Below are 20,877 nucleotides of genomic sequence, written 5' to 3' on the forward strand. Positions count from 1 at the left end.
ACCCGCTGATTGGCTCGGCCGGGGTGTCGGCGGTGCCGATGGCGGCCAGGGTGTCAAACAAAGTGGGTCTGGAGTCGGACGCGCAGAACTTCCTGCTGATGCACGCGATGGGCCCGAACGTGGCGGGGGTGATTGGCTCGGCGATTGCCGCCGGGGTGATGCTCAAGTACGTGCTGGCGATGTAAATCGTTACCTTTCCCGGAGGCGGCGCGCTGCGCCTGTTCGGGCTACCGGATCGCAGACGGCTGTAAACCTGTAGCCCGGGTAAGGCGTCAGCCGCGACCCGGGGATTATCCCGGAGGCGGCGCTTAACGCGCCTTGTCCGGGCTACCAGACTGCACGGACCCGTAGCCCGGTCAGCGCAGCGCCACCGGGAGATTTCCTATAAGGAGGCTTTGATGAATGAAACCATAACATTACGCCCCGAAAGCAGGGCATCGATATCGACAAAGGGTGTGGTCGTGGATGACATGCTGGCGTCGCTCAACGAGCTCGAGCAACTGCATCCGGCGCTGAATCTGCTGGCGCATCCATCAATCGGTCAGGGGAGTCATGATTTCTTTTTCCAGTGTTATGACGCTGGCGTACAGCATGCGCAAGCGGGAGTCGCTGAAACGGTATCAGCGCTGCCTGATTCGCTGTCACATGAGCAGCAAAGATGCGCGCTGCTGTGTGCCGCAGCGGGTCGCCTGAACGCCCTGGGCCAGCCGCTGACGCACAATCGTCTATGCGATCTGGCCGGTCAGTATTGCGCCAGCGTGGCGGATGCTGATGCCGAAACCCGCAGCGGTTTTTATACCGTACGCAGCATATCGCTGCCGGTTTACCGGCGGCTGCTGCGGGATAAGCATCCTTCTGGCATCTGTCTGCAGCAGGCGCTGCTGCACCTGCTGGCCTGGAAGAGCGATTCCCCCTGGGCCCGGCAGCAGGCTCAACGGTTGCTCTGGCAGGGCGGCGTTCTGGGGGATAAAGGCGAGTTTGCGCTCATGACGCTGGATGACGAGCTGCGGGAGCGCCAGTTTGCGTGGCCTGACCTGCGGTCGCTGCTGGCCATAACCGGGTTTCTGGCGACATTCCCGGCCGGGCCGCTATTTGCTGATTGAAAGGTGCTCCCCCGGCGGGGGAGCCTGTTAATTGGTTGCCGGATATTCCTGTACGGCGATATGCAGCGTGATTTTTTTATCGTCGCGCATAATCACCACCGGAATTTCCGAACCCGGACGAATCTCTGCGACCTGATCCATGGTTTCGAGGGCGGAAACGGCGGGCTTGTCGTTAACGGAAATAATCACGTCGTTGGCGCGGATACCCGCCTGGGCGGCCGGGCCTTCCGGCGCAACATCATTCACCACAATCCCCTGCAGCTGATCGATACCGCCGCCGCCCTGCGCATGCATCGGCGCAATTTCGCGGCCGCTGATCCCTATATAGCCGCGAATCACGCGGCCATCGCGGATCAGCTTATCCATAATCTTGGTTGCCAGCTGGAAGGGGATCGCAAAGCCGATGCCTTCCGGCGTTTCGCCGTCGTTGCTTTTATCAAATGACAGGGTGTTGATACCCATAAGCTCGCCCAGCGAGTTCACCAGCGCGCCGCCTGAGTTACCGTGGTTGATCGACGCGTCGGTCTGCAGGAAGTTCTGGCGCCCGGTGGGGTTCAGGCCGATACGGCCGGTGGCGCTGATAATGCCCTGGGTAATGGTTTGCCCGAGGTTGTACGGGTTGCCAATCGCCAGCACGACGTCACCGATATGCGGCACGCGTTTCGGATTAATCGGAATGACCGGCAGGCCGCCGCTGGCGTTGATTTTTAATACCGCCAGATCGGTGAGGGTATCGGAGCCGACCAGCAGCGCTTCAAAGACCCGTCCATCCTGCAGAGCAACAATAATCTGGTCGGCATCGTTGATAACGTGCTTATTGGTCAGGATATAGCCGCGCTGATCCATGATCACGCCGGAACCGAGCGTTAGCTGGTTATGGCTGGTGCTGTTGAGGGCGCGGTTATAGACGTTCACGACCGCTGGGGCGGCGCGGCGAACGGCGGAATTATAGCTGGCGGGGGATTCATCCGCGCTATCGTACTGCGTGGTCGGCGAAAGCTGCCACTGGCGCAGCGAAGGCATAACGGCCAGCAGCAGGCCGCCGACAATCAAACCGATAAGTATCGAACGTAAAAACTTTCCAGGCATGATGCAGATATCGTTGATGGATAGACAGGCGCAGCATAACACGTCTTGTCCGGACATCGCACTGCACGCGATGCCCGGAAGGCGAGTTAACGCAGCAGCAGATAGATGCTTTCGCTGCCGCGAATGACGTTCAGCGCAATCACCGTCGGTTTGCTTTCGAGCACTTTGCGCAGTTCGGCAATGGAGCGCACGCGCTCGCGGTTGAGGCCAATAATGATATCGTCTTTATGCAGGCCCGCCTGCGCGGCCGGGCTGCCTTTATCGACATTATCAATGACGATGCCTTTGGTTCCGTCTTTCATCTGACCGTCGCTTAACGATGCGCCCTGCAGGGCCGGTGCGATAAGCTCGGCGCTGGCGGAAGAAGAGGTGCTCTTGTCCAGAGTGACTTCCACTTCAACGGGTTTTCCTTCGCGCAAGAGTCCTAGCTTCACTTTGGTGCCCGGCTCGGTCGTGGCGATGCGTGAACGCAGTTCGGCGAAGCTGTTGAGCGGTTTACCGTTGAGGCTGACGATAACGTCGCCAGATTTAATTCCCGCTTTGGCCGATCCGGAGTTTGGCAGCACCTCGCTGACGAACGCGCCGCGCTGGACGTCAAGGTTCATCGCTTTGGCGATATCCGCGCTCATTTCCATACCTTTAATACCCAGCAGGCCGCGTTTGATTTCACCAAACTGAATAAGCTGCTGGGAGAGGATTTTCGCCATATTGCTGGGGATCGCGAAGCCAATGCCGACGCTGCCGCCGCCCGGGGCCAGAATAGCGGTATTGATACCAATCAGCTCGCCGTTGAGGTTCAGCAGCGCGCCGCCGGAGTTGCCGCGGTTGATTGAGGCATCAGTCTGGATAAAGTTCTCCAGCCCCTCAAGGTTCAGGCCGCTGCGGCCAAGGGCTGAAATAATCCCTGAAGTGGCGGTCTGGCCCAGGCCAAACGGGTTACCGACGGCGACGGCGAAGTCGCCCACCCGCAGTTTATCGGAGTCGGCGATCGCGATTTGCGTCAGGTTGCTGGGTTTTTGCAACTGCAGCAGGGCGATATCGCTCTGCTCGTCGCTGCCGACCAGTTTGGCATCGAACTCACGCCCGTCGTTGAGCTGGACGCTGATTTTCTGGGCCTGATTAATGACGTGATTATTGGTCAGCACGTAGCCTTTTGCGGCGTCAATAATGACCCCTGAGCCCAGGCCTTCAAAAGGCTGCGCCTGCTCTTGCGGCGCGTTGTCGCCAAAGTACTTCTTCAGCTCTTCCGGCATATTTTGCGCGGGTGACGCGGTACCCTCAACCTGTACGCTCACCACCGCCGGCAACACTTTCTCCAGCATCGGCGCGAGGCTTGGCAACGCGCCCTGGCCGGGAACCTGTGTCGGTAAAGACGCTGCTGCCGGAGGTAAGGCGGACAACGACAACCCAATGCTTAACGCTAACGCACTCAACAGCAAAGTCGGTTTATTCATTAGTTGCTGGCTCTCGTAACCTAAGGTGTATGGTAAACGTCCCGAATGGCCTGATGTTATTGAATTTTCGACCCGGTAACAACGTGGGCAATCGTTAAATTGTAGCTGGGATGGAAGGTGGAAACGGGCGCAGAGGGTGCGCCCGGAAAATATTTTTACTGTCGTTGCCGGTTTAGTCGCGCTTTACGCCGCCGCGCAGCAGACCGGATGCGCCTTCAGAGTAGTCGCGCGGCATCTGGACCGGGGCCTGATCGTTGCCCGCTTCGGACTCTTCCAGACGATTGCGGAACGGGTTGGCGTCCGCCATGCTGTCCGGCAGCAGGTTGTTGGAGCTTTTCGCCATATGCTGATACAGCTGGCGGTAATCATGCGCCATGTTATCCAGCAGCTCTGCGCTCCGGGCAAAATGGCTCACCAGCTCTTCGCGGTACTCTTCCAGCTCTGCTTTATTCTTTTCCAGTTCGAACTGCAGCGCCTGCTGTTGGCGTAATTTGCGATTGCCAAAACGCATCGCGACGGCGCCGATAATGATGCCGACAACTAGCCCAATTAGCGCGTATTCCCAGGTCATGAACATCTCCCGTTGTTTTGTGGTTCCGTAGGGTGGCTGTGAGGCTCTCCGCCTGCGCCCGATAGTGCCACTATAACCGCTAATTCCACAGAAGTGGAATCCTGGCGTATCATCACGTAGTGTAGAGCGGCCTTTTTTTCGTCAATCGTGAGCTACGGCATTACGGTTTTCAAGGAATAACAATTAGATCATGCAAAGCCTGTCCCCAACATCGCGTTACCTTTCCTCTCTCAAGGAGGGGAGCCATCAACCTGACGACGTCCAGCGAGAAGCGGTCAGCCGCCTCGATACGATTTATCAAGAACTGCAGAATAAACCTTCGGTCGCGCCGCAAACCGGCGGCGGTCTGCGGGCCAAATTCGGCAAACTGCTGGGCAAGCGCGAACCCGTTGCCGAAACGGCTGCCGTTCGCGGCCTCTACATGTGGGGCGGCGTCGGCAGAGGAAAAACCTGGTTGATGGATCTGTTCTATCAAAGTTTGCCGGGAGAACGTAAACAACGTCTGCACTTTCATCGCTTTATGCTGCGGGTTCATGAAGAGTTAACGACGCTGCAGGGGCACAGCGATCCGCTGGAAATCGTCGCGGATCGCTTTAAAGCTGAAACCGATGTGCTCTGCTTCGATGAGTTTTTCGTTTCTGATATTACCGATGCAATGCTGCTGGGCGGCCTGATGAAAGCGCTATTTGCCCGCGGCATAACCCTGGTGGCGACGTCGAATATTCCGCCTGACGAGCTGTACCGCAACGGCCTTCAGCGCGCTCGTTTCCTGCCCGCCATCGACGCCATTAAACAGCATTGCGATGTGATGAATGTCGACGCCGGTATTGATTACCGCCTGCGCACGCTAACCCAGGCGCATTTGTGGCTGTCGCCGCTGAACGCTGAGACGCAGCAGCAGATGGATAAACTGTGGCTGGCGCTGGCGGGGGCGAAGCGCCAGCAGATGCCAACGCTGGAGATCAACCATCGCCCGCTGCCGACGCTGGGCGTTGAGAACCAGACGCTGGCGGCTTCCTTCGCCACGCTGTGCGTGGATGCGCGTAGCCAGCACGACTATATTGCGCTCTCGCGTCTGTTTCATACCGTGATGCTCTTAGATGTGCCGGTGATGACCGGGCTGATGGAGAGCGAGGCGCGGCGCTTTATCGCCCTGGTCGATGAGTTCTATGAGCGCCACGTTAAACTGGTGGTCAGCGCGGCGGTACCGCTGTATGAGATCTATCAGGGCGAGAGATTAAAATTCGAGTTCCAGCGCTGTTTATCGCGCCTGCAGGAGATGCAGAGCGAGGAGTATCTGAAGCGGGAACACCTGGCGGGGTAAAACCGGGGACAAATCACATAAAGGGGTCGATCTTTGACCCCGACTTCTCTATAATCTTGCGACCCCACGTTACGAGAAGGTTTTTTTCCCAAAACTTTCTATGTGCCGGCATAGGCTATTCGAAGGGGTAGGTTTGCTGGACAATGTCGTGTGAACCTCAACTGACTAAACGTTTGGGTGTTCACCAACGTGTAACTTATTTATTTGGGTAAGCTTTTAATGAAAACTTTTACAGCTAAACCAGAAACCGTAAAACGCGACTGGTATGTTGTTGACGCGACCGGTAAAACTCTGGGCCGTCTGGCTTCCGAACTGGCTCTGCGCCTGCGCGGCAAGCATAAAGCGGAATACACTCCGCACGTTGATACCGGTGATTACATCATCGTTCTGAACGCAGAAAAAGTTGCTGTAACCGGCAACAAGCGCGAAGACAAAATGTACTACCACCACACCGGCCACATCGGTGGTATCAAAGAAGCGACCTTTGAAGAGATGATTGCCCGCCGTCCTGAGCGTGTGATTGAAATCGCGGTTAAAGGCATGCTGCCAAAAGGCCCGCTGGGTCGTGCTATGTACCGTAAGCTGAAAGTTTACGCGGGTAACGAGCACAACCACGCGGCACAGCAACCGCAAGTTCTTGACATCTAATCGGGATTATAGGCAATGGCTGAAAATCAATACTACGGCACCGGTCGCCGCAAAAGTTCCGCAGCTCGCGTTTTCATCAAACCGGGCAACGGTAAAATCGTTATCAACCAGCGTTCTCTGGAACAGTACTTCGGTCGTGAAACTGCCCGCATGGTAGTTCGTCAGCCGCTGGAACTGGTCGACATGGTTGAGAAATTAGATCTGTACATCACCGTTAAAGGTGGTGGTATCTCTGGTCAGGCTGGTGCGATCCGTCACGGTATCACCCGCGCTCTGATGGAGTACGATGAGTCCCTGCGTGGCGAACTGCGTAAAGCTGGCTTCGTTACTCGTGATGCTCGTCAGGTTGAACGTAAGAAAGTCGGCCTGCGTAAAGCACGTCGTCGTCCGCAGTTCTCCAAACGTTAATTGTTTTCTGCTCACGCAGAACAATTTGCGAAAAAACCCGCTTCGGCGGGTTTTTTTATGGATAAATTTGCCATTTTCCCTCTACAAACGCCCCATTATTACCACTTTTTCAGCATTTCCAGAATCCCCTCACCACAACGTCTTCAAAATCTGGTAAACTATCATCCAATTTTCTGCCCAAATGCAGGTGATTGTTCATTTTTTGTTTGGATGACGAACGAAATGAAGTCACGCAAATGGGGTTTTTACATCTGGCTGGCCATGCGTGGTCGGCAGCAGTACAAAAATTCTGAATATACCTGGAGGTTTTCATGGCTGTCGCTGCCAACAAACGTTCGGTAATGACGCTGTTTTCTGGTCCTACTGACATCTATAGCCATCAGGTCCGCATCGTGCTGGCCGAAAAAGGTGTTAGTTTTGAGATAGAGCACGTGGAGAAGGACAACCCGCCTCAGGATCTGATTGACCTCAACCCGAATCAAAGCGTACCGACGCTTGTGGATCGTGAGCTCACTCTGTGGGAATCTCGCATCATTATGGAATACCTGGATGAGCGTTTCCCGCATCCGCCGCTAATGCCGGTTTATCCGGTGGCGCGTGGGGAAAGCCGTCTGTACATGCACCGTATCGAAAAGGACTGGTATTCGTTGATGAATACCATTCAGACCGGTACCGCTGTGCAGGCTGATACTGCGCGTAAGCAGCTGCGTGAAGAACTGCAGGCGATTGCGCCAGTATTCACCCAGAAGCCCTACTTCCTGAGCGATGAGTTCAGCCTGGTAGACTGCTACCTGGCACCGCTGCTGTGGCGTCTGCCGGTTCTCGGCGTAGAGCTGGTCGGTGCTGGCGCGAAAGAGCTTAAAGGCTATATGACTCGCGTGTTTGAGCGCGACTCTTTCCTCGCTTCTTTAACTGAAGCCGAACGTGAAATGCGTCTCGGTCGGGGCTAAATGATGGATGTATCACAGCTGACGCCGCGTCGCCCGTACCTGTTACGAGCGTTCTATGAGTGGCTGCTGGATAACCAGCTGACTCCGCATCTGGTCGTTGACGTCACTCTGCCGGGCGTAATGGTCCCGATGGAGTACGCTCGCGATGGGCAAATTGTTCTCAATATTGCCCCACGTGCTGTCGGTAACCTCGAGCTGGCCAACGACGAAGTGCGTTTTAACGCGCGCTTTGGTGGCGTGCCGCGCAATGTCTCCGTGCCGATGGCGGCCGTGCTGGCGGTTTACGCGCGCGAGAATGGTGCGGGAACCATGTTCGAACCAGAAGCGGCTTATGATGAAGATGTCACTAGCCTGAACGATGACGAAGAGCTGCCTGACAGCGAAACGGTCATGTCGGTGATCGATGGCGATAAGCCGGATAATCACGACGACGATCCCGACGATACGCCGCCTCCTCGCGGCGGCCGTCCGGCGCTGCGCGTCGTTAAATAATGTTTATCAGGCCCTTCGGGGCCTGTTTTACTTTCTGCCATTCACCGTGATTGCCGTAAAGCATCCCTCTTTAATTCTCTATTTCATACTCTCCGATGCGGGGACGTGGCGCTGATTTCAACTCCGCTAATAAACTTCATATTTCTACTACACTACGTGTAGGGCTCCTGGGTTGATTGTATTCCCCTTTCCACCCCCTTTTAACTGTATATCCGCTATCTGGTACGTCTTTAGTTAAGCTATTAAGCTGGGTTGCCGATGAGCGAAATAGCTTGATGAGTCTGTAATAAATCAGGGTGCGGTTGAAATTAAAATATAGCGCGGGAGATTTTTGTGAATTTATTGAATTCATATAATTAATATTCTAGTGTTTGATATTAACTTATTTTCCTTGTAAATGACTGTTCGGAATAATGGTGTTTTATTGCCGCTCTGGGGATAAAATATATCAATATTATTTTTATCGTTTATGGCGGTTTTATAATTAAAGTCAATGAATATTCATGTTAAGGCGCAAAAATCGTTGAGTTTTTGCTACGATTCATTGTTTTTTTTGTTTTTATTTACGTGAATTTCAGAAGGGTATTTATATGGCTTAATTATTAATTAAGTTTTTCTACATTTAAAGTTAATTTTTCTAAGTGTATTTTATTGTACCCTTTCATGTATTGTTCGTTTCGTATTTAATACGCATGCTTTCATTTAAAATGCGTTTATTAGATATATAAACATATTATACGTTAAGGATTGACTCATGAAAAAAACACTTCTGGCTGCCATTCTGGCAATGAGCGCGACTTCTGCTATTGCTGCTAACCCCTCCGCAGTATTAAAAGTAAAAGGTACTTTGACTAATGCTGCATGTACCCCAACTTTGAGTAATGGTGGTGTGGTTGATTATGGCATTATTAACTTGGGTATGCTTTCTGCTACTCAAGTTAATCAGCTGGGGCAGAAAGATATCGATTTAACTATTAATTGTACTTCACCAACCAAAGTATCATGGAACCTGGTTGATGAGCGCAGCAGTTCTAACGCAAATCTTGTCGTTGAAAACGCGACCTTTAATGGAATTTCTCTTCAAAGTATCGATCAGACTTACGGAGTTGGTAAGGCTGGCGAGGTAAATATTGGTTCATATTCTCTTTTTATAAAAAATAATAGCGTAACAGCAGACGGGAATAACGTTGACAATATCATTGTCGATTATTATGATTTAGGTGGAACTTGGAGGAATAATACTAATGGTACCACGGTAGGTAGCTCCTATCGCGATATTACTGTTGCGAATACCGGTTCTGTAGAACCGCTGGCATTCAAAACCGCCACTTTCCCAATGGCAACCTCTCTGGCAATTCAAAACACCAGCACGCTGGCTATTACTGACGATACCCCTCTGGATGGCCAACTTACCATCAGCCTGCGTTATCTGTAATTTTTAATATCATAAATTAATAATTAATAGGGGAAGTGTTTTGGCTATCCCCTATATAGAACGACCAGATTAACACGGAGTGTTAATGCTTAAGAAGGATTTTATTATGAGTTTATTTAATTCTTCAGCTATCAGATTGTGTATTGTCTCTGCATTTTGTCTGACCGCGCATTCAGTTTTTGCGGAAGGTATGGTGCCGGAGACAAGTTTACTGGTGATTGATGAAGCTACCCATAGTGGTACAATGAATGTTAAAAACACGGATGCGCATCCTGCATTACTGTATACCGCTATTATCGATTTACCAGATGAAAGTGAAGATATAAAAATAATGCCTACACAGCCTGTCATCCGCGTCGAACCTGGGCAAACACAACAAATTCGGTTTATTCTGCAGAATAACACACCACTGGAAGTGGAGCATTTTAAACGCGTAACGTTTGAAGGTATTCCGCCTAAAAATAATGATAAAAGAATTAAAATTGGTTTTAATATTCGCCAGGATTTGCCAGTTCTTATTCGCCCTGCTAACCTGGCTGTTGTTACTGATGCATGGAAGTATCTTCAATGGTCAGCAAAAGGAAATGAAGGGAAAGTCGTTAATCCAAGTGAATATGTTGTGCGGTTGGCTCGTGATATGATTTTTCTTCCTTCGGAAGCAACGGGGTATATTAATAAAAGCTATATTTTGCCCGGGGAAACATTAAAGATAACTATTTCAAAAAATATCGTTAGTGACAATAAAGTTAAATTTTTCCCTGCCAGTCGGTATGGTGTTGAAGTTCCAAGTTTTATTACGGAATTAAATGAAAGATAAGAAATATCTATGCATAAACAACGCCATTTTTCTTCCTGCAACTACGTATCTTTATGTTGTACCTTATCGCTGACTATATTTTTTTCTGCTGTTCTACAAGCCGAAGAGGTTACTTTTGACTCCGAAATGATTCACTCACGTGGGTTGAATATCAACCTTAACCGCTACTTTGCCCTGGCTCCACGTTTTCTTCCCGGTACACATTCAGTGCAGGTGAAAATTAATAATAGGGATAAAGGAACCGTGGCGGCGCGTTTTGGTGAGGATGGTACGCTTTGCATTGATAATGATTTTATTGAATTTGCCGGGTTAATGCCGGTTCCGTTGAAAAAAGATGAAGAGTGTCATGACATAGTTAATGATTATGCACAGGCAGTGGTTAAAGCCCTACCGGGTCAGGAAGCGGTAGAGCTGTTCCTACCGGCAGAAGCGTTGAACGACTTAAATGGCGACATTAAGAGTTTTCAGCGCGGCGGGATCGCCGGGTCGCTTAACTATAATCTGTTCAGTACACGCAGCGAATATGATGGTAGTGATGCCAGTCTCTACTCACAGGCCAGTCTGGAAGGTGGCCTGAATGCTGCTAGCTGGTCGTTGCGTAGCCGCTATATCCTCACCGACGATAATGGCATTAAAAATGCTGAAAGTATTTATACCTACGCCGAGCATGTTTTCGACATAATGAAGATGACAATGCAGCTCGGGGAGATTAATGCCAGATCGTACGTATTGAGTGGGGCGCCGATCCTTGGTGTTCAGTTGACGCCTACACGCGCTTTGCAAAGCCGCGGGAGTGGTATCAGTATTTCAGGGATTGCACGTAATGCCCAGGCTCGCGTTGAAGTACGCCAGAGCGGGCTGCTGATCTATAACACACTGGTGCCAGCCGGACCATTCACGATTGAGGATATGCCAGAGGTCCGTAGTAATGTGGATCTTGAGGTTACCGTTGTTGAATCCGATGGCTCAACCAGTCGCTTTATTGTTCCTGCCGCCTCCGTAAGGCGTTCATCGTTTTCTCGTCCCCAGGGAGTGTCTGTTTCAGTTGGTCAGGTGAACAAGATTAAGGGCGATCATGAAAATCCTTGGGTGTTTAACCTTTCTAACGACTGGCGTGTATTACAGCAACTGAATCTACTGTTCTCTGGCGCAATGGCGGAAAAGTATATTGCCTCGGGTGTTCAGACTGAATACTTACCAGCGGATAACTGGAGTGTATCCACCGGTGTCGCTGCAAGTCAGAAAAAGTATGGTGAGAAAAAAAATGGCGTGAAAACTGAGCTACAGACCTCGGTCAAGCTGGCGGAAACCCTGCGTTTATCCACAAGTGCAGCACATTTTAGCGACGGCTATCGTGAACTGACGGATGCTCTGAGTGATGATTTCCAGCCCTATACCAGTACATACTCGACTAGCCTGGCCTGGTCTACGTCGCTGGCCGGTACGGTCAGCGCAGGTTTTAACTACAGTAAAGGAAGCAGTGATTCGCGTAATTTGTTTTTCTTCTGGGGAAAAACCTTTAAATATGCCTCTCTTTCAGTGAATTGGCAGAGAGCGATAGGGAGCCAGAATGATGACACGTTCTACGTTAATCTAAGTATTCCGCTCGGTGGTCCGCAGAGTGTTAGCACTTATATGCGTAAACAAGGGAAAGATACTAGCTACGGTGTGCAGAATTCCGGTTCCTTGTCGCAGAATATGAATTACTACATCTCCGCTGACCGTGATAATAAAGGAAGTGAAAATAGCCTTAACGGCAGTTTGAATAGCAATCTGCATTATACGCAATTAGGCATTGGCGGCGGGCGCGTGGGTTCCCGCCACCGTAATTATAATGCCACGCTCTCAGGTGGGGTTGCGGCGCATAAAAGCGGCGTCACCTTCACGCCTTATACCATTCGGAATACGTTTGCCATTGCAAAACTGAGTGAATCGAAAGCTGGCGTTGAAATCAGTACTCCACAGGGGACGGTCTGGACCGATTATTGGGGGCAGGCTGTTATCCCTGGGCTGAATGAGTGGCGTAATTCGCGCATTGAAATTGATGCGAACAAGCTGCCTGCGAGTATGACGCTGGCAAATGGAACAAAGTATGTGGCAGCTGCGCATGCTTCGGTGAGCGAAGTCGGTTTTAAAGTCCTGAATAACCGTCGGGTGATGATCCGCGTTAAGCGTGCGGATAACAGGGCGCTGGATAAGGGATTATCCATCGTTGATGAGAAAGGCAATTATGTTGTCACCAGCGTGGATGACGGGCATGTTTTCCTTAATGAGGCTGAGCAGGTTTCGGCACTGTATGTCATGGACGACGATAATAACCGACTGTGCAAGATTGATTACATCTTAAGCGACAAGAGGGATGAAGACGCATTTTACGAAGAGGTGGACGGCGTATGTCGATGAATCAGTGGATAGGGATGCTGTTATCTGCGGGAATGCTGCTGTCAGGCGCCGTTCGTGCCGAAGAGTGCCAGATTACGCTCTCCCGGACAAAAATTGATTATAACCAGATACGCCGTGATGACATTGTTTCTACTACCCAGAATTGGCACAAACTTTCTGAGTGGGAAGTGAATGTGAATGTTTCCTGTTCTGAAATGCATCAGATGGCGGTGCTGGTTCAGGGTGCTGCTGGCGAGAAAGGTCGCTTTTTGTTTGGCGCTCGCGGTGGGGTTGGGCTTAAGGTTGAAAATATTACCGTTGATGGCAAGTCCTACAGCGCTGGAAAAACAGTGGACCAGCTGAACTTTACGCCGGAGAGCGGGACAACATCTCCTCTGTATGTGCGTAACAATGAGGCGGTGATCGCCGTAGAAAATAATGTTGTGCCGCAAGGGAAGCAGATGAGTTTTCGCGTGATGCTGTTCCCCGTGCTCAACGAGAGTATGTTCAGTGGAAATACCGATAACACAACAATTGAAGCGGATATCGCCTGGCGACTGCTCATCAAATAGCACTTAGCTAAACGCTAAACGCCGGACGATTTTCTCATCCGGCGTTTTGTTTTTTACACTTCCAGGTAGTTCAGGATGCCGTCAGCCGCCTTACGGCCTTCGGCAATTGCGGTGACCACCAGGTCAGAGCCGCGAACGATATCGCCACCGGCGAAGATTTTCGGGTTGCTGGTCTGGAAGGCGTTGTCGCTACCTTCCGGCGCAATCACGCGGCCCTGAGAATCGAGCTCGACGCTGTGCTTCGCCAGCCATTCCATGCTGTGTGGGCGGAAACCAAACGCCATCACCACGGCATCGGCGGGCACCACATGCTCAGAACCGGCCACGATTTCCGCGCGGCGGCGGCCTTTTGCATCCGGCTGGCCCATCTCCGTACGCGCCATCTTCACGCCGCAGACTTTACCGTTGGCATTCACTTCAATGCCCAGCGGTTGAACGTTGAACTGGAATTCCACGCCTTCTTCACGCGCGTTTTTCACTTCGCGCTTCGATCCCGGCATGTTCTCCTCATCACGGCGATAGGCGCAGATGACGTGGGTGGCGTTCTGGCGGATCGAGGTACGCACGCAGTCCATTGCGGTGTCGCCACCGCCGAGAACCACGACGCGCTTGCCTTCCATGCTAACGTACGGTTCATCCGCCGTTTCACCAAAGCCCATGATCTGCTTGGTATTGGCGATGAGGAACGGCAGCGCATCAAAGACCCCGCTGGCGTCTTCGTTTTCCAGCCCGCCGCGCATAGACTGATAGGTTCCGACGCCGAGGAACACCGCATCGTAATCTTTCAGCAGATCGTCGAGCTGTACATCGCGGCCCACTTCGATATTCAGTTTGAACTCGATGCCCATACCGGTAAAGATCTCGCGACGACGGGTCATCACCTCTTTCTCCAGCTTAAAGGCCGGAATACCAAAGGTCAGCAGGCCGCCGATCTCCGGATGGCGATCGAAGACCACCGCCTTCACGCCGTTACGGGTCAATACGTCGGCGCACGCCAGGCCCGCCGGGCCCGCGCCGATGATGGCGACGGTTTTACCGGTTTGTTTTACGCCGCTAAGGTCAGGACGCCAGCCCATTTCGAACGCTTTATCGTTGATATAGCGCTCAATGTTACCGATGGTTACCGCGCCGAACTCATCGTTCAGCGTGCAGGAACCTTCGCACAGGCGGTCCTGCGGGCAAACGCGCCCGCACACTTCCGGTAGGGTATTGGTCTGATGCGACAGTTCCGCCGCTTCAAAAATACGCCCTTCGTTGGCCAGCTTCAGCCAGTTCGGGATGTAGTTATGAACCGGGCACTTCCATTCGCAGTACGGGTTGCCGCAGGACAGACAGCGGTCTGCCTGTGCTTTAGCCTGGCCTTCTGAAAACGGCTCGTAAATTTCCACAAATTCAATTTTACGGATCTTCAGCGCTTTCTTTGGCGGATCAACTCGCTGTAAGTCGATAAATTGATAGACATTCTGACTCATCTTAACCCCTTACTGCGCCTGCACCCGCAGCTCAGCTGCGGAACGACTACGGTGACCCAACAGTGCTTTAACATCGCTGGACTTCGGTTTAACCAGCGCAAACTTCGCTGAGAAGGCCGGCCAGTTGGCCAGAATCTCTTCACCGCGCTGCGAACCGGTAAGCTGCACGTGCTCGGTAATTAAACCGCGCAGGTGCTCTTCATGGATGGCCAGAGAGTCAACGTCCAGCACTTCTACCAGCTCAGGGTTCACGCGTTTGCGGAAGTCGCCGTCTTCATCCAGAACGTAACCAAAGCCGCCGGTCATGCCTGCGCCAAAGTTGACGCCGGTTTTGCCCAGCACGCAGACGATACCGCCGGTCATGTATTCACAGCCATTGTCGCCAATGCCTTCGACGACGGTGATCGCACCGGAGTTACGTACCGCGAAACGCTCGCCTGCACGACCCGCAGCATACAGACGACCACCGGTCGCACCGTACAGACAGGTGTTGCCGATGATGCTGGCCTCATGGCTACGGAAGGCCGAGCCTACCGGAGGACGAATGGCGAGCAGGCCGCCGGCCATCCCTTTACCCACATAGTCGTTCGCGTCGCCGGTCAGATGCAGCTCAACGCCGCCGGCATTCCACACGCCGAAGCTCTGACCCGCGGTACCGCTAAAGTGGGCGATAATCGGATCGGCTGCCAGGCCCTGGTCACCGTGGGTCTGGGCGATATAGCCGGACAGCGATGCGCCAACGGAGCGGTCGGTGTTGCGGATATCGAACCAGAAAGTTTTGCTCTGCTTGCTGTCAACGTACGGTTTTGCCTGCTGCAACAGCTGAGCATTGAGTACGCCATTGTCGAACGGCGGATTGTTCTCTGTGCAGTACAGCGCTTTGCCGGGATGCGGCTCCGCGGTTTCCAGCAGCTTGCTCAGATCCAGCTTCTGCTGTTTGGCGGTAAAACCGTCCAGCTCTTTCAGCAGGTCGGTACGGCCAATCAGATCCACCAGACGCTTCACGCCCAGCTGCGCCATCAGCTCGCGCGTTTCGCGGGCGATGAATTCAAAGTAGTTGGTGACCTTAAACGGCAGACCGTGATAGTGGTTCTTACGCAGTTTGTCATCCTGAGTCGCTACGCCGGTTGCGCAGTTGTTCAGGTGGCAAATACGCAGATATTTACAGCCCAGCGCGACCATCGGGCCGGTACCGAAGCCGAAGCTCTCAGCCCCGAGGATGGCCGCTTTGATGATATCAAGGCCGGTTTTCAGACCGCCGTCCACCTGCAGACGAATTTTGTGGCGCAGCCCGTTGGCAACCAGCGCCTGCTGGGTTTCCACCAGTCCCAGTTCCCACGGACAACCCGCATACTTCACGGAAGAGAGCGGGCTGGCGCCGGTGCCGCCGTCGTAGCCGGCAATGGTGATCAAATCCGCATAGGCTTTGGCTACGCCGGTGGCGATAGTCCCGACGCCCGGTTCAGAAACCAGCTTCACGGAGATCATCGCTTTCGGGTTAACCTGCTTCAGGTCGAAAATCAGCTGAGCCAGATCCTCGATAGAGTAAATATCGTGGTGCGGCGGCGGGGAGATCAGCGTTACGCCGGGTACGGAATAGCGCAGCTTGGCGATATAGGGGGTGACTTTATCACCCGGCAGCTGGCCGCCTTCGCCGGGCTTCGCGCCCTGAGCGACTTTAATCTGAATAACGTCGGCGTTAACCAGGTAAGCCGGGGTCACGCCGAAGCGGCCGGAGGCGACCTGCTTGATGCGCGAGACTTTATTGGTGCCGTAGCGTGCCGGATCTTCGCCGCCTTCGCCGGAGTTGGAGTTACCGCCGATGCTGTTCATTGCTTCCGCCAGCGCTTCGTGCGCTTCCGGGCTCAGCGCGCCGATAGACATCGCCGCAGTATCGAAGCGTTTGAACAGTTCGCTGGCCGGCTCAACGTCGTCCAGGTTCACCGTGGTTCCGTCCGGCGTTACGCACAGCAGATCGCGCAGCGTTGCCGCCGGGCGCTCGTTAACCAGCTTCGCGTACTGCTGGTAATCGCTGTATTCGCCGCTTTGTACCGCTTGTTGCAGCGTGCGCACCACGTCAGGGTTATAGGCGTGATATTCGCCGCCGTGGACGTATTTCAGCAGGCCGCCCTGATCCAACGGTTTACGCGCCAGCCAGGCACGTTTCGACAGGTTCAGCAGATCCTGCTGGAAATCCTCGAAGCCCGCGCCGCCGATACGGCTGACGACGCCCTGGAAGCACAGGTCGGACACTTCGCGATGCAGACCGACCGCCTCAAATAGCTTCGAGCAGCGATAGGAGGCAATGGTCGAAATCCCCATCTTCGACATGATCTTATACAGACCTTTGTTGATGCCGTTACGATAGTTCAGCATCACCGCGCGGTACGCTTTGTCGATGGCTTTGTTATCCACCAGCTTCGCCAGGGTTTCATAGGCGAGATACGGGTAGATAGCCGTCGCGCCGAAGCCGAGCAGCACGGCAAAGTGGTGCGGATCGCGGGCGCTGGCGGTTTCGACAATAATGTTGGCATCGCAGCGCAGGCTTTTATCGACCAGTCGGGTCTGGATCGCGCCTACCGCCATCGGAGCCGGTACCGGCAGACGGTTTTTGGCGATGTTGCGGTCAGAGAGCACCAGCAGAACGGTACCGCTGCGCACCATTTGTTCGGCTTTATCGCACAGCGCCTTCACGGTTTCAGCCAGCGTGGTTTCGGTGGCATCAAAAGTGATATCCATGACGTCGGCGCGATAGTGCTCCTCTTCCATGGTGGTCAGCTGTTTAAAATCGGAGTACAGCAGAATCGGCGACTTGAAACTCAGGCGGTGCGCCTGGCCTTCCGCTTCGCAGAAGACGTTCATTTCACGGCCGATGCTGGTGGCCAGCGACATGACGTGCGCTTCGCGCAGCGGGTCGATCGGCGGGTTGGTCACCTGCGCGAACTGCTGGCGGAAGTAATCGTAAATGATACGCGGCTGGCTGGAGAGCACGGCAAATGGGGTATCGTCGCCCATTGAGCCGACCGCTTCCTGGCCGTTTTCACCCAGTACGCGCAGGACGGAGTCCAGCTCTTCGGCGCTGTAGTTGAACTGTTTCTGGTAGCTGGCGAGGGTGTCATCATCCAGCTGGCGGCTACCGACTTCTTCATCCGGCAGCTCTTCGAACGGCACCAGACGACGGACGTTTTTCGCCATCCACTCTTTATACGGGTGACGGCTTTTCAGATCGTTGTCGGTTTCCGCGGAGTGCAGAATACGCCCCTCGCGGGTATCGATAACCATCAGCTCGCCCGGGCCGACGCGGCCTTTTTCAACCACTTCATCCGGCTGGTAATCCCAGATACCGACTTCGGAGGCGCAGGTGATGAGCTTGTCTTTCGTGATCACATAGCGCGCCGGACGCAGGCCGTTACGGTCGAGGTTACAGGCGGCGAAACGACCATCGGACATCACGATGCCCGCCGGGCCGTCCCACGGTTCCATATGCATGGAGTTAAAGTCAAAGAACGAACGCAGCTCAGGATCCATATCCGGGTTGTTCTGCCAGGCTGGCGGAACCAGCAGGCGCATAGCGCGGATAATGTCCATCCCGCCCGCCAGCAGCAGCTCCAGCATGTTATCCATTGAGCTGGAGTCAGAGCCGGTTTCATTGACGAACGGCGCGGCGTCGTGGAGATCCGGGATCAGCGGCGTCTGGAACTTATAGGTACGGGCGCGGGCCCACTGGCGGTTACCGGTGATGGTGTTGATCTCGCCGTTGTGCGCCAGATAGCGGAACGGCTGCGCCAGCGGCCAGCGCGGCACGGTGTTGGTGGAAAAGCGCTGGTGGAACAGGCAGATTGCCGACTCCAGGCGCAGGTCCGCGAGGTCCAGGTAGAAGCGCGGCAGATCCGCCGGCATACACAGACCTTTATAAATGTTGACCAGGTTCGACAGGCTGCAAACGTAGAAATCTTTATCTTCCTGCAGACGCTTTTCGATACGGCGACGCGCGATGAATAAACGGCGTTCCATATCGCGCGGACGCCAGCCAGCCGGGGCGTTCACAAAGATTTGTTCAATACGAGGCAGCGAGGAGAGGGCGATTTCACCGAGAACGCCTTCATTGGTCGGCACATCGCGCCAGCCGACGATAGACAGCGTTTCGCGTTGAAGTTCTTCTTCGACGATGCGGCGCGCCGCTTTGGCCAGTTCAGGATCCTTATTAAGGAACAGCATCCCAACGGCATAATTTTTGGCTAAACGCCAGCCGCGCTCTTCCGCAACAATTCGGAAGAAACGATCGGGTTTTTGTAGCAGCAAGCCACAACCGTCGCCGGTTTTTCCATCGGCAAGAATCGCGCCGCGGTGCTGCATTCGGGCCAGTGCGTGTATAGCGGTTCGCACTACCTTGTGGCTAGGTTCGCCTTCTATGTGGGCGATCAGGCCGAAACCACAGTTATCCCTCTCAAGGGATTTATCGTACAACATATCAGTGAACCTCCCCAGGCTCTACGGGACACCCTCCGATACCGATTGCGCACGGGCACAGAAAGAGCATGGCGACGGGGTTTACACCTCGCATTCGCCCTCTTTAAATCCTTTTCGCATCGGTACACAAGTTTGAGGACTTGCTGTTAAGAGGGAATCTCAATTACTGCATAAATATGATGAGCAGAGCACTCATCCAGAAAGCTTCCAGCGGATTCCCAACTTATCGGGAATCCACACATACGTCAAATGGCAATCTTATTTATACAAAAATGTGCTATACAACACCTAACTTAATGATTTTTAAGAAAATAATGGCATTTTAAATGCCAGGGAAACGTACCGGTCGTCATAATTGAGTGTGATCTGTCTCACTATATCGACGGCGAGACATTATCCTTCTGTGCTGAATTTTTTTTTCATTGCAGTTTTTTAAACTGGTTTTTGTTTGATTTGCGGTGACTAATACTGTTTTATGCCCTGGTAAAGATAATGGCAAATCAGCGGCTATATATAAGGAAAACTCATTACCATAAGGATGAATTAAATTGCAGTTATCTTGAGTGTTTATGCAATGAGATAGGCAGCCGCGTTGACGATTGATCCAGGTCATCGCCGTCGGTAGCTAAAAATGGCAGGCTTGGCCCCTTTCTTAAGGCCGGTCTATCAGATTATGCAGTTACAAAAATTAGTCAATATGTTTGGTGGGGATCTTATGCGCCGCTATGGTGAAAAGGTTCATAAACTGACGCTGCATGGTGGATTTAGCTGCCCAAATCGCGATGGCACTATTGGTCGCGGCGGCTGTACGTTCTGTAATGTGGCCTCTTTTGCCGATGAAGAGCAGCAGCACCGCTCGATTGCGGAACAGCTGGCCCATCAGGCACAGCGGGTGAATCGCGCAAAGCGCTATCTGGCCTATTTCCAGGCTTATACCAGCACTTTTGCCGAGGTGCAGGTGCTGCGCGCCATGTATCAGCAGGCGGTCAGCCAGGCGAATATTGTCGGGCTATGCGTAGGGACTCGCCCGGACTGCGTCCCCGGCGCGGTACTGGATCTGCTGACTGAATATCGGGAGCAGGGGTATGAAGTCTGGCTCGAGCTGGGTTTACAGACCGCGCATGATAAAACGCTGCACCGAATCAATCGCGGCCACGATTTTGCCTGCTATCAGCGAACCACCCGTCTGGCACGCGAACGCGGCCTCAAAGTGTGTAGCCACCTTATCGTGGGCCTGCCGGGCGAAGGGCAGCGCGAATGTCTGGAGACCTTAGCGCAGGTGGTAGAGACCGGCGTAGACGGCATTAAGCTGCATCCACTTCATATTGTGAAGGGCAGTATCATGGCCAGGGCGTGGCAGGCCGGCAGGTTAAACGGTATTGCGCTGGAAGCGTATACGGTCACTGCCGGAGAGATGATTCGCCATACTCCGCCAGACGTGATTTATCACCGTATCTCCGCCAGCGCCCGACGCCCGACGTTGCTGGCGCCGCTGTGGTGTGAGAACCGTTGGACCGGGATGGTTGAGCTGGATAAATATCTCAATGAATACGGCGTGCAGGGGTCAGCCATCGGGCGTTGCTGGATCTCTCCGGCTGCTGCCGAATAACGTCTTTTCCGGCTGACGGCTCTCCACCGTCAGGCGCGTAACTACAATCCTTCCCGCATTTTTGGCACAACTTACAGCGTC

The 20,877-nt window shown here is 53.3% G+C and carries 17 protein-coding genes; 12 read left to right on the top strand and 5 right to left on the bottom strand.

What is annotated here, in order from left to right:
* Positions 1–185: sodium ion-translocating decarboxylase subunit beta (locus ABLU88_RS14785; RefSeq protein WP_031614686.1), on the top strand; the 185-nt coding region annotated here is incomplete at its 5' end.
* A 213-nt stretch (positions 186–398) separates the two neighbouring features.
* Positions 399–1,103, top strand: coding sequence for a hypothetical protein (locus ABLU88_RS14790; RefSeq protein WP_025108158.1), 705 nt, complete (start codon positions 399–401; stop codon positions 1,101–1,103).
* Positions 1,104–1,130: 27 nt separating this feature from the next.
* Here the strand turns inward: ABLU88_RS14790 and degS are convergent, their stop codons facing one another.
* The 3 genes from degS to zapG all read right to left on the bottom strand — a co-directional run bounded on the left by degS (position 1,131) and on the right by zapG (position 4,217).
* Positions 1,131–2,192, bottom strand: coding sequence for an outer membrane-stress sensor serine endopeptidase DegS (gene degS / locus ABLU88_RS14795; RefSeq protein WP_009651894.1), 1,062 nt, complete (start codon positions 2,190–2,192; stop codon positions 1,131–1,133).
* A gap of 86 nt (positions 2,193–2,278) precedes the next feature.
* On the bottom strand, positions 2,279–3,646 hold the full coding sequence (degQ, locus tag ABLU88_RS14800; RefSeq protein ID WP_014226999.1) for a serine endoprotease DegQ: 1,368 nt from the start codon (positions 3,644–3,646) through the stop codon (positions 2,279–2,281).
* A 172-nt stretch (positions 3,647–3,818) separates the two neighbouring features.
* Positions 3,819–4,217 (bottom strand): Z-ring associated protein ZapG, encoded by a 399-nt coding sequence (gene zapG / locus ABLU88_RS14805; RefSeq protein ID WP_004854637.1) that lies wholly within the window; start codon positions 4,215–4,217, stop codon positions 3,819–3,821.
* A 190-nt stretch (positions 4,218–4,407) separates the two neighbouring features.
* Between zapG and zapE the strand changes: the two genes are divergently transcribed.
* The 9 genes from zapE to ABLU88_RS14850 all read left to right on the top strand — a co-directional run bounded on the left by zapE (position 4,408) and on the right by ABLU88_RS14850 (position 13,245).
* Positions 4,408–5,541 carry a cell division protein ZapE gene (zapE, locus tag ABLU88_RS14810; RefSeq protein WP_102804071.1) on the top strand — a complete coding sequence of 378 codons (1,134 nt, stop codon included), beginning with the start codon at positions 4,408–4,410 and terminating at the stop codon, positions 5,539–5,541.
* 219 nt (positions 5,542–5,760) lie between these two features.
* The gene (rplM, locus tag ABLU88_RS14815) at positions 5,761–6,189 is read left to right on the top strand and encodes a 50S ribosomal protein L13 (RefSeq protein WP_004106200.1); all 429 of its coding nucleotides are present in this window, start codon (positions 5,761–5,763) and stop codon (positions 6,187–6,189) included.
* A 15-nt stretch (positions 6,190–6,204) separates the two neighbouring features.
* Positions 6,205–6,597, top strand: coding sequence for a 30S ribosomal protein S9 (gene rpsI / locus ABLU88_RS14820; RefSeq protein WP_000829815.1), 393 nt, complete (start codon positions 6,205–6,207; stop codon positions 6,595–6,597).
* A gap of 311 nt (positions 6,598–6,908) precedes the next feature.
* Positions 6,909–7,547, top strand: coding sequence for a stringent starvation protein SspA (gene sspA, locus ABLU88_RS14825; RefSeq protein WP_064375038.1), 639 nt, complete (start codon positions 6,909–6,911; stop codon positions 7,545–7,547).
* 3 nt (positions 7,548–7,550) lie between these two features.
* The gene (gene sspB, locus ABLU88_RS14830; protein ID WP_014226996.1) at positions 7,551–8,039 is read left to right on the top strand and encodes a ClpXP protease specificity-enhancing factor; all 489 of its coding nucleotides are present in this window, start codon (positions 7,551–7,553) and stop codon (positions 8,037–8,039) included.
* A gap of 754 nt (positions 8,040–8,793) precedes the next feature.
* Positions 8,794–9,474, top strand: a complete 681-nt coding sequence (locus tag ABLU88_RS14835; RefSeq protein WP_032751486.1) for a DUF1120 domain-containing protein — start codon at positions 8,794–8,796, stop codon at positions 9,472–9,474.
* Between the two features lie 106 nt (positions 9,475–9,580).
* Positions 9,581–10,291, top strand: a complete 711-nt coding sequence (locus ABLU88_RS14840) for a fimbria/pilus chaperone family protein (RefSeq protein WP_102804072.1) — start codon at positions 9,581–9,583, stop codon at positions 10,289–10,291.
* A 9-nt stretch (positions 10,292–10,300) separates the two neighbouring features.
* Positions 10,301–12,694: a fimbrial biogenesis usher protein gene (locus tag ABLU88_RS14845; RefSeq protein ID WP_196562458.1), complete on the top strand. Its 2,394-nt coding sequence runs from the start codon at positions 10,301–10,303 to the stop codon at positions 12,692–12,694.
* On the top strand, positions 12,685–13,245 hold the full coding sequence (locus tag ABLU88_RS14850; protein WP_102804003.1) for a hypothetical protein: 561 nt from the start codon (positions 12,685–12,687) through the stop codon (positions 13,243–13,245). Before ABLU88_RS14845 ends, ABLU88_RS14850 begins: the two co-directional genes overlap by 10 nt.
* A 53-nt stretch (positions 13,246–13,298) precedes the next feature.
* Here the strand turns inward: ABLU88_RS14850 and gltD are convergent, their stop codons facing one another.
* Together gltD and gltB are read right to left on the bottom strand one after the other, a co-directional pair.
* Entirely contained in the window at positions 13,299–14,717 is a 1,419-nt protein-coding gene (gene gltD, locus ABLU88_RS14855) for a glutamate synthase subunit GltD (protein WP_004854608.1), read from the bottom strand.
* 9 nt (positions 14,718–14,726) lie between these two features.
* Positions 14,727–19,187 carry a glutamate synthase large subunit gene (gene gltB / locus ABLU88_RS14860; RefSeq protein ID WP_102804002.1) on the bottom strand — a complete coding sequence of 1,487 codons (4,461 nt, stop codon included), beginning with the start codon at positions 19,185–19,187 and terminating at the stop codon, positions 14,727–14,729.
* 673 nt (positions 19,188–19,860) lie between these two features.
* On the opposite strand from gltB, the gene ABLU88_RS14865 reads away from it, so the two are divergent.
* Positions 19,861–20,796 carry a TIGR01212 family radical SAM protein gene (locus ABLU88_RS14865; RefSeq protein WP_014226987.1) on the top strand — a complete coding sequence of 312 codons (936 nt, stop codon included), beginning with the start codon at positions 19,861–19,863 and terminating at the stop codon, positions 20,794–20,796.
* The last annotated feature ends 81 nt before the right edge of the window (positions 20,797–20,877 follow it).

Source organism: Klebsiella sp. GW_Kp182 (assembly GCF_040062275.1).
Classification (GTDB): domain Bacteria; phylum Pseudomonadota; class Gammaproteobacteria; order Enterobacterales; family Enterobacteriaceae; genus Klebsiella; species Klebsiella michiganensis.

What these genes read in the sequence shown, in the direction of transcription:
- ABLU88_RS14790 (WP_025108158.1), top strand. Translation starts at nt 399, where the DNA reads ATGAATGAAACCATAACATTACGCCCCGAAAGCAGGGCATCGATATCG.
- degS (WP_009651894.1), bottom strand. Translation starts at nt 2,192, where the DNA reads ATGCCTGGAAAGTTTTTACGTTCGATACTTATCGGTTTGATTGTCGGC.
- degQ (WP_014226999.1), bottom strand. Translation starts at nt 3,646, where the DNA reads ATGAATAAACCGACTTTGCTGTTGAGTGCGTTAGCGTTAAGCATTGGG.
- zapG (WP_004854637.1), bottom strand. Translation starts at nt 4,217, where the DNA reads ATGACCTGGGAATACGCGCTAATTGGGCTAGTTGTCGGCATCATTATC.
- zapE (WP_102804071.1), top strand. Translation starts at nt 4,408, where the DNA reads ATGCAAAGCCTGTCCCCAACATCGCGTTACCTTTCCTCTCTCAAGGAG.
- rplM (WP_004106200.1), top strand. Translation starts at nt 5,761, where the DNA reads ATGAAAACTTTTACAGCTAAACCAGAAACCGTAAAACGCGACTGGTAT.
- rpsI (WP_000829815.1), top strand. Translation starts at nt 6,205, where the DNA reads ATGGCTGAAAATCAATACTACGGCACCGGTCGCCGCAAAAGTTCCGCA.
- sspA (WP_064375038.1), top strand. Translation starts at nt 6,909, where the DNA reads ATGGCTGTCGCTGCCAACAAACGTTCGGTAATGACGCTGTTTTCTGGT.
- sspB (WP_014226996.1), top strand. Translation starts at nt 7,551, where the DNA reads ATGGATGTATCACAGCTGACGCCGCGTCGCCCGTACCTGTTACGAGCG.
- ABLU88_RS14835 (WP_032751486.1), top strand. Translation starts at nt 8,794, where the DNA reads ATGAAAAAAACACTTCTGGCTGCCATTCTGGCAATGAGCGCGACTTCT.
- ABLU88_RS14840 (WP_102804072.1), top strand. Translation starts at nt 9,581, where the DNA reads ATGAGTTTATTTAATTCTTCAGCTATCAGATTGTGTATTGTCTCTGCA.
- ABLU88_RS14845 (WP_196562458.1), top strand. Translation starts at nt 10,301, where the DNA reads ATGCATAAACAACGCCATTTTTCTTCCTGCAACTACGTATCTTTATGT.
- ABLU88_RS14850 (WP_102804003.1), top strand. Translation starts at nt 12,685, where the DNA reads ATGTCGATGAATCAGTGGATAGGGATGCTGTTATCTGCGGGAATGCTG.
- gltD (WP_004854608.1), bottom strand. Translation starts at nt 14,717, where the DNA reads ATGAGTCAGAATGTCTATCAATTTATCGACTTACAGCGAGTTGATCCG.
- gltB (WP_102804002.1), bottom strand. Translation starts at nt 19,187, where the DNA reads ATGTTGTACGATAAATCCCTTGAGAGGGATAACTGTGGTTTCGGCCTG.
- ABLU88_RS14865 (WP_014226987.1), top strand. Translation starts at nt 19,861, where the DNA reads ATGCAGTTACAAAAATTAGTCAATATGTTTGGTGGGGATCTTATGCGC.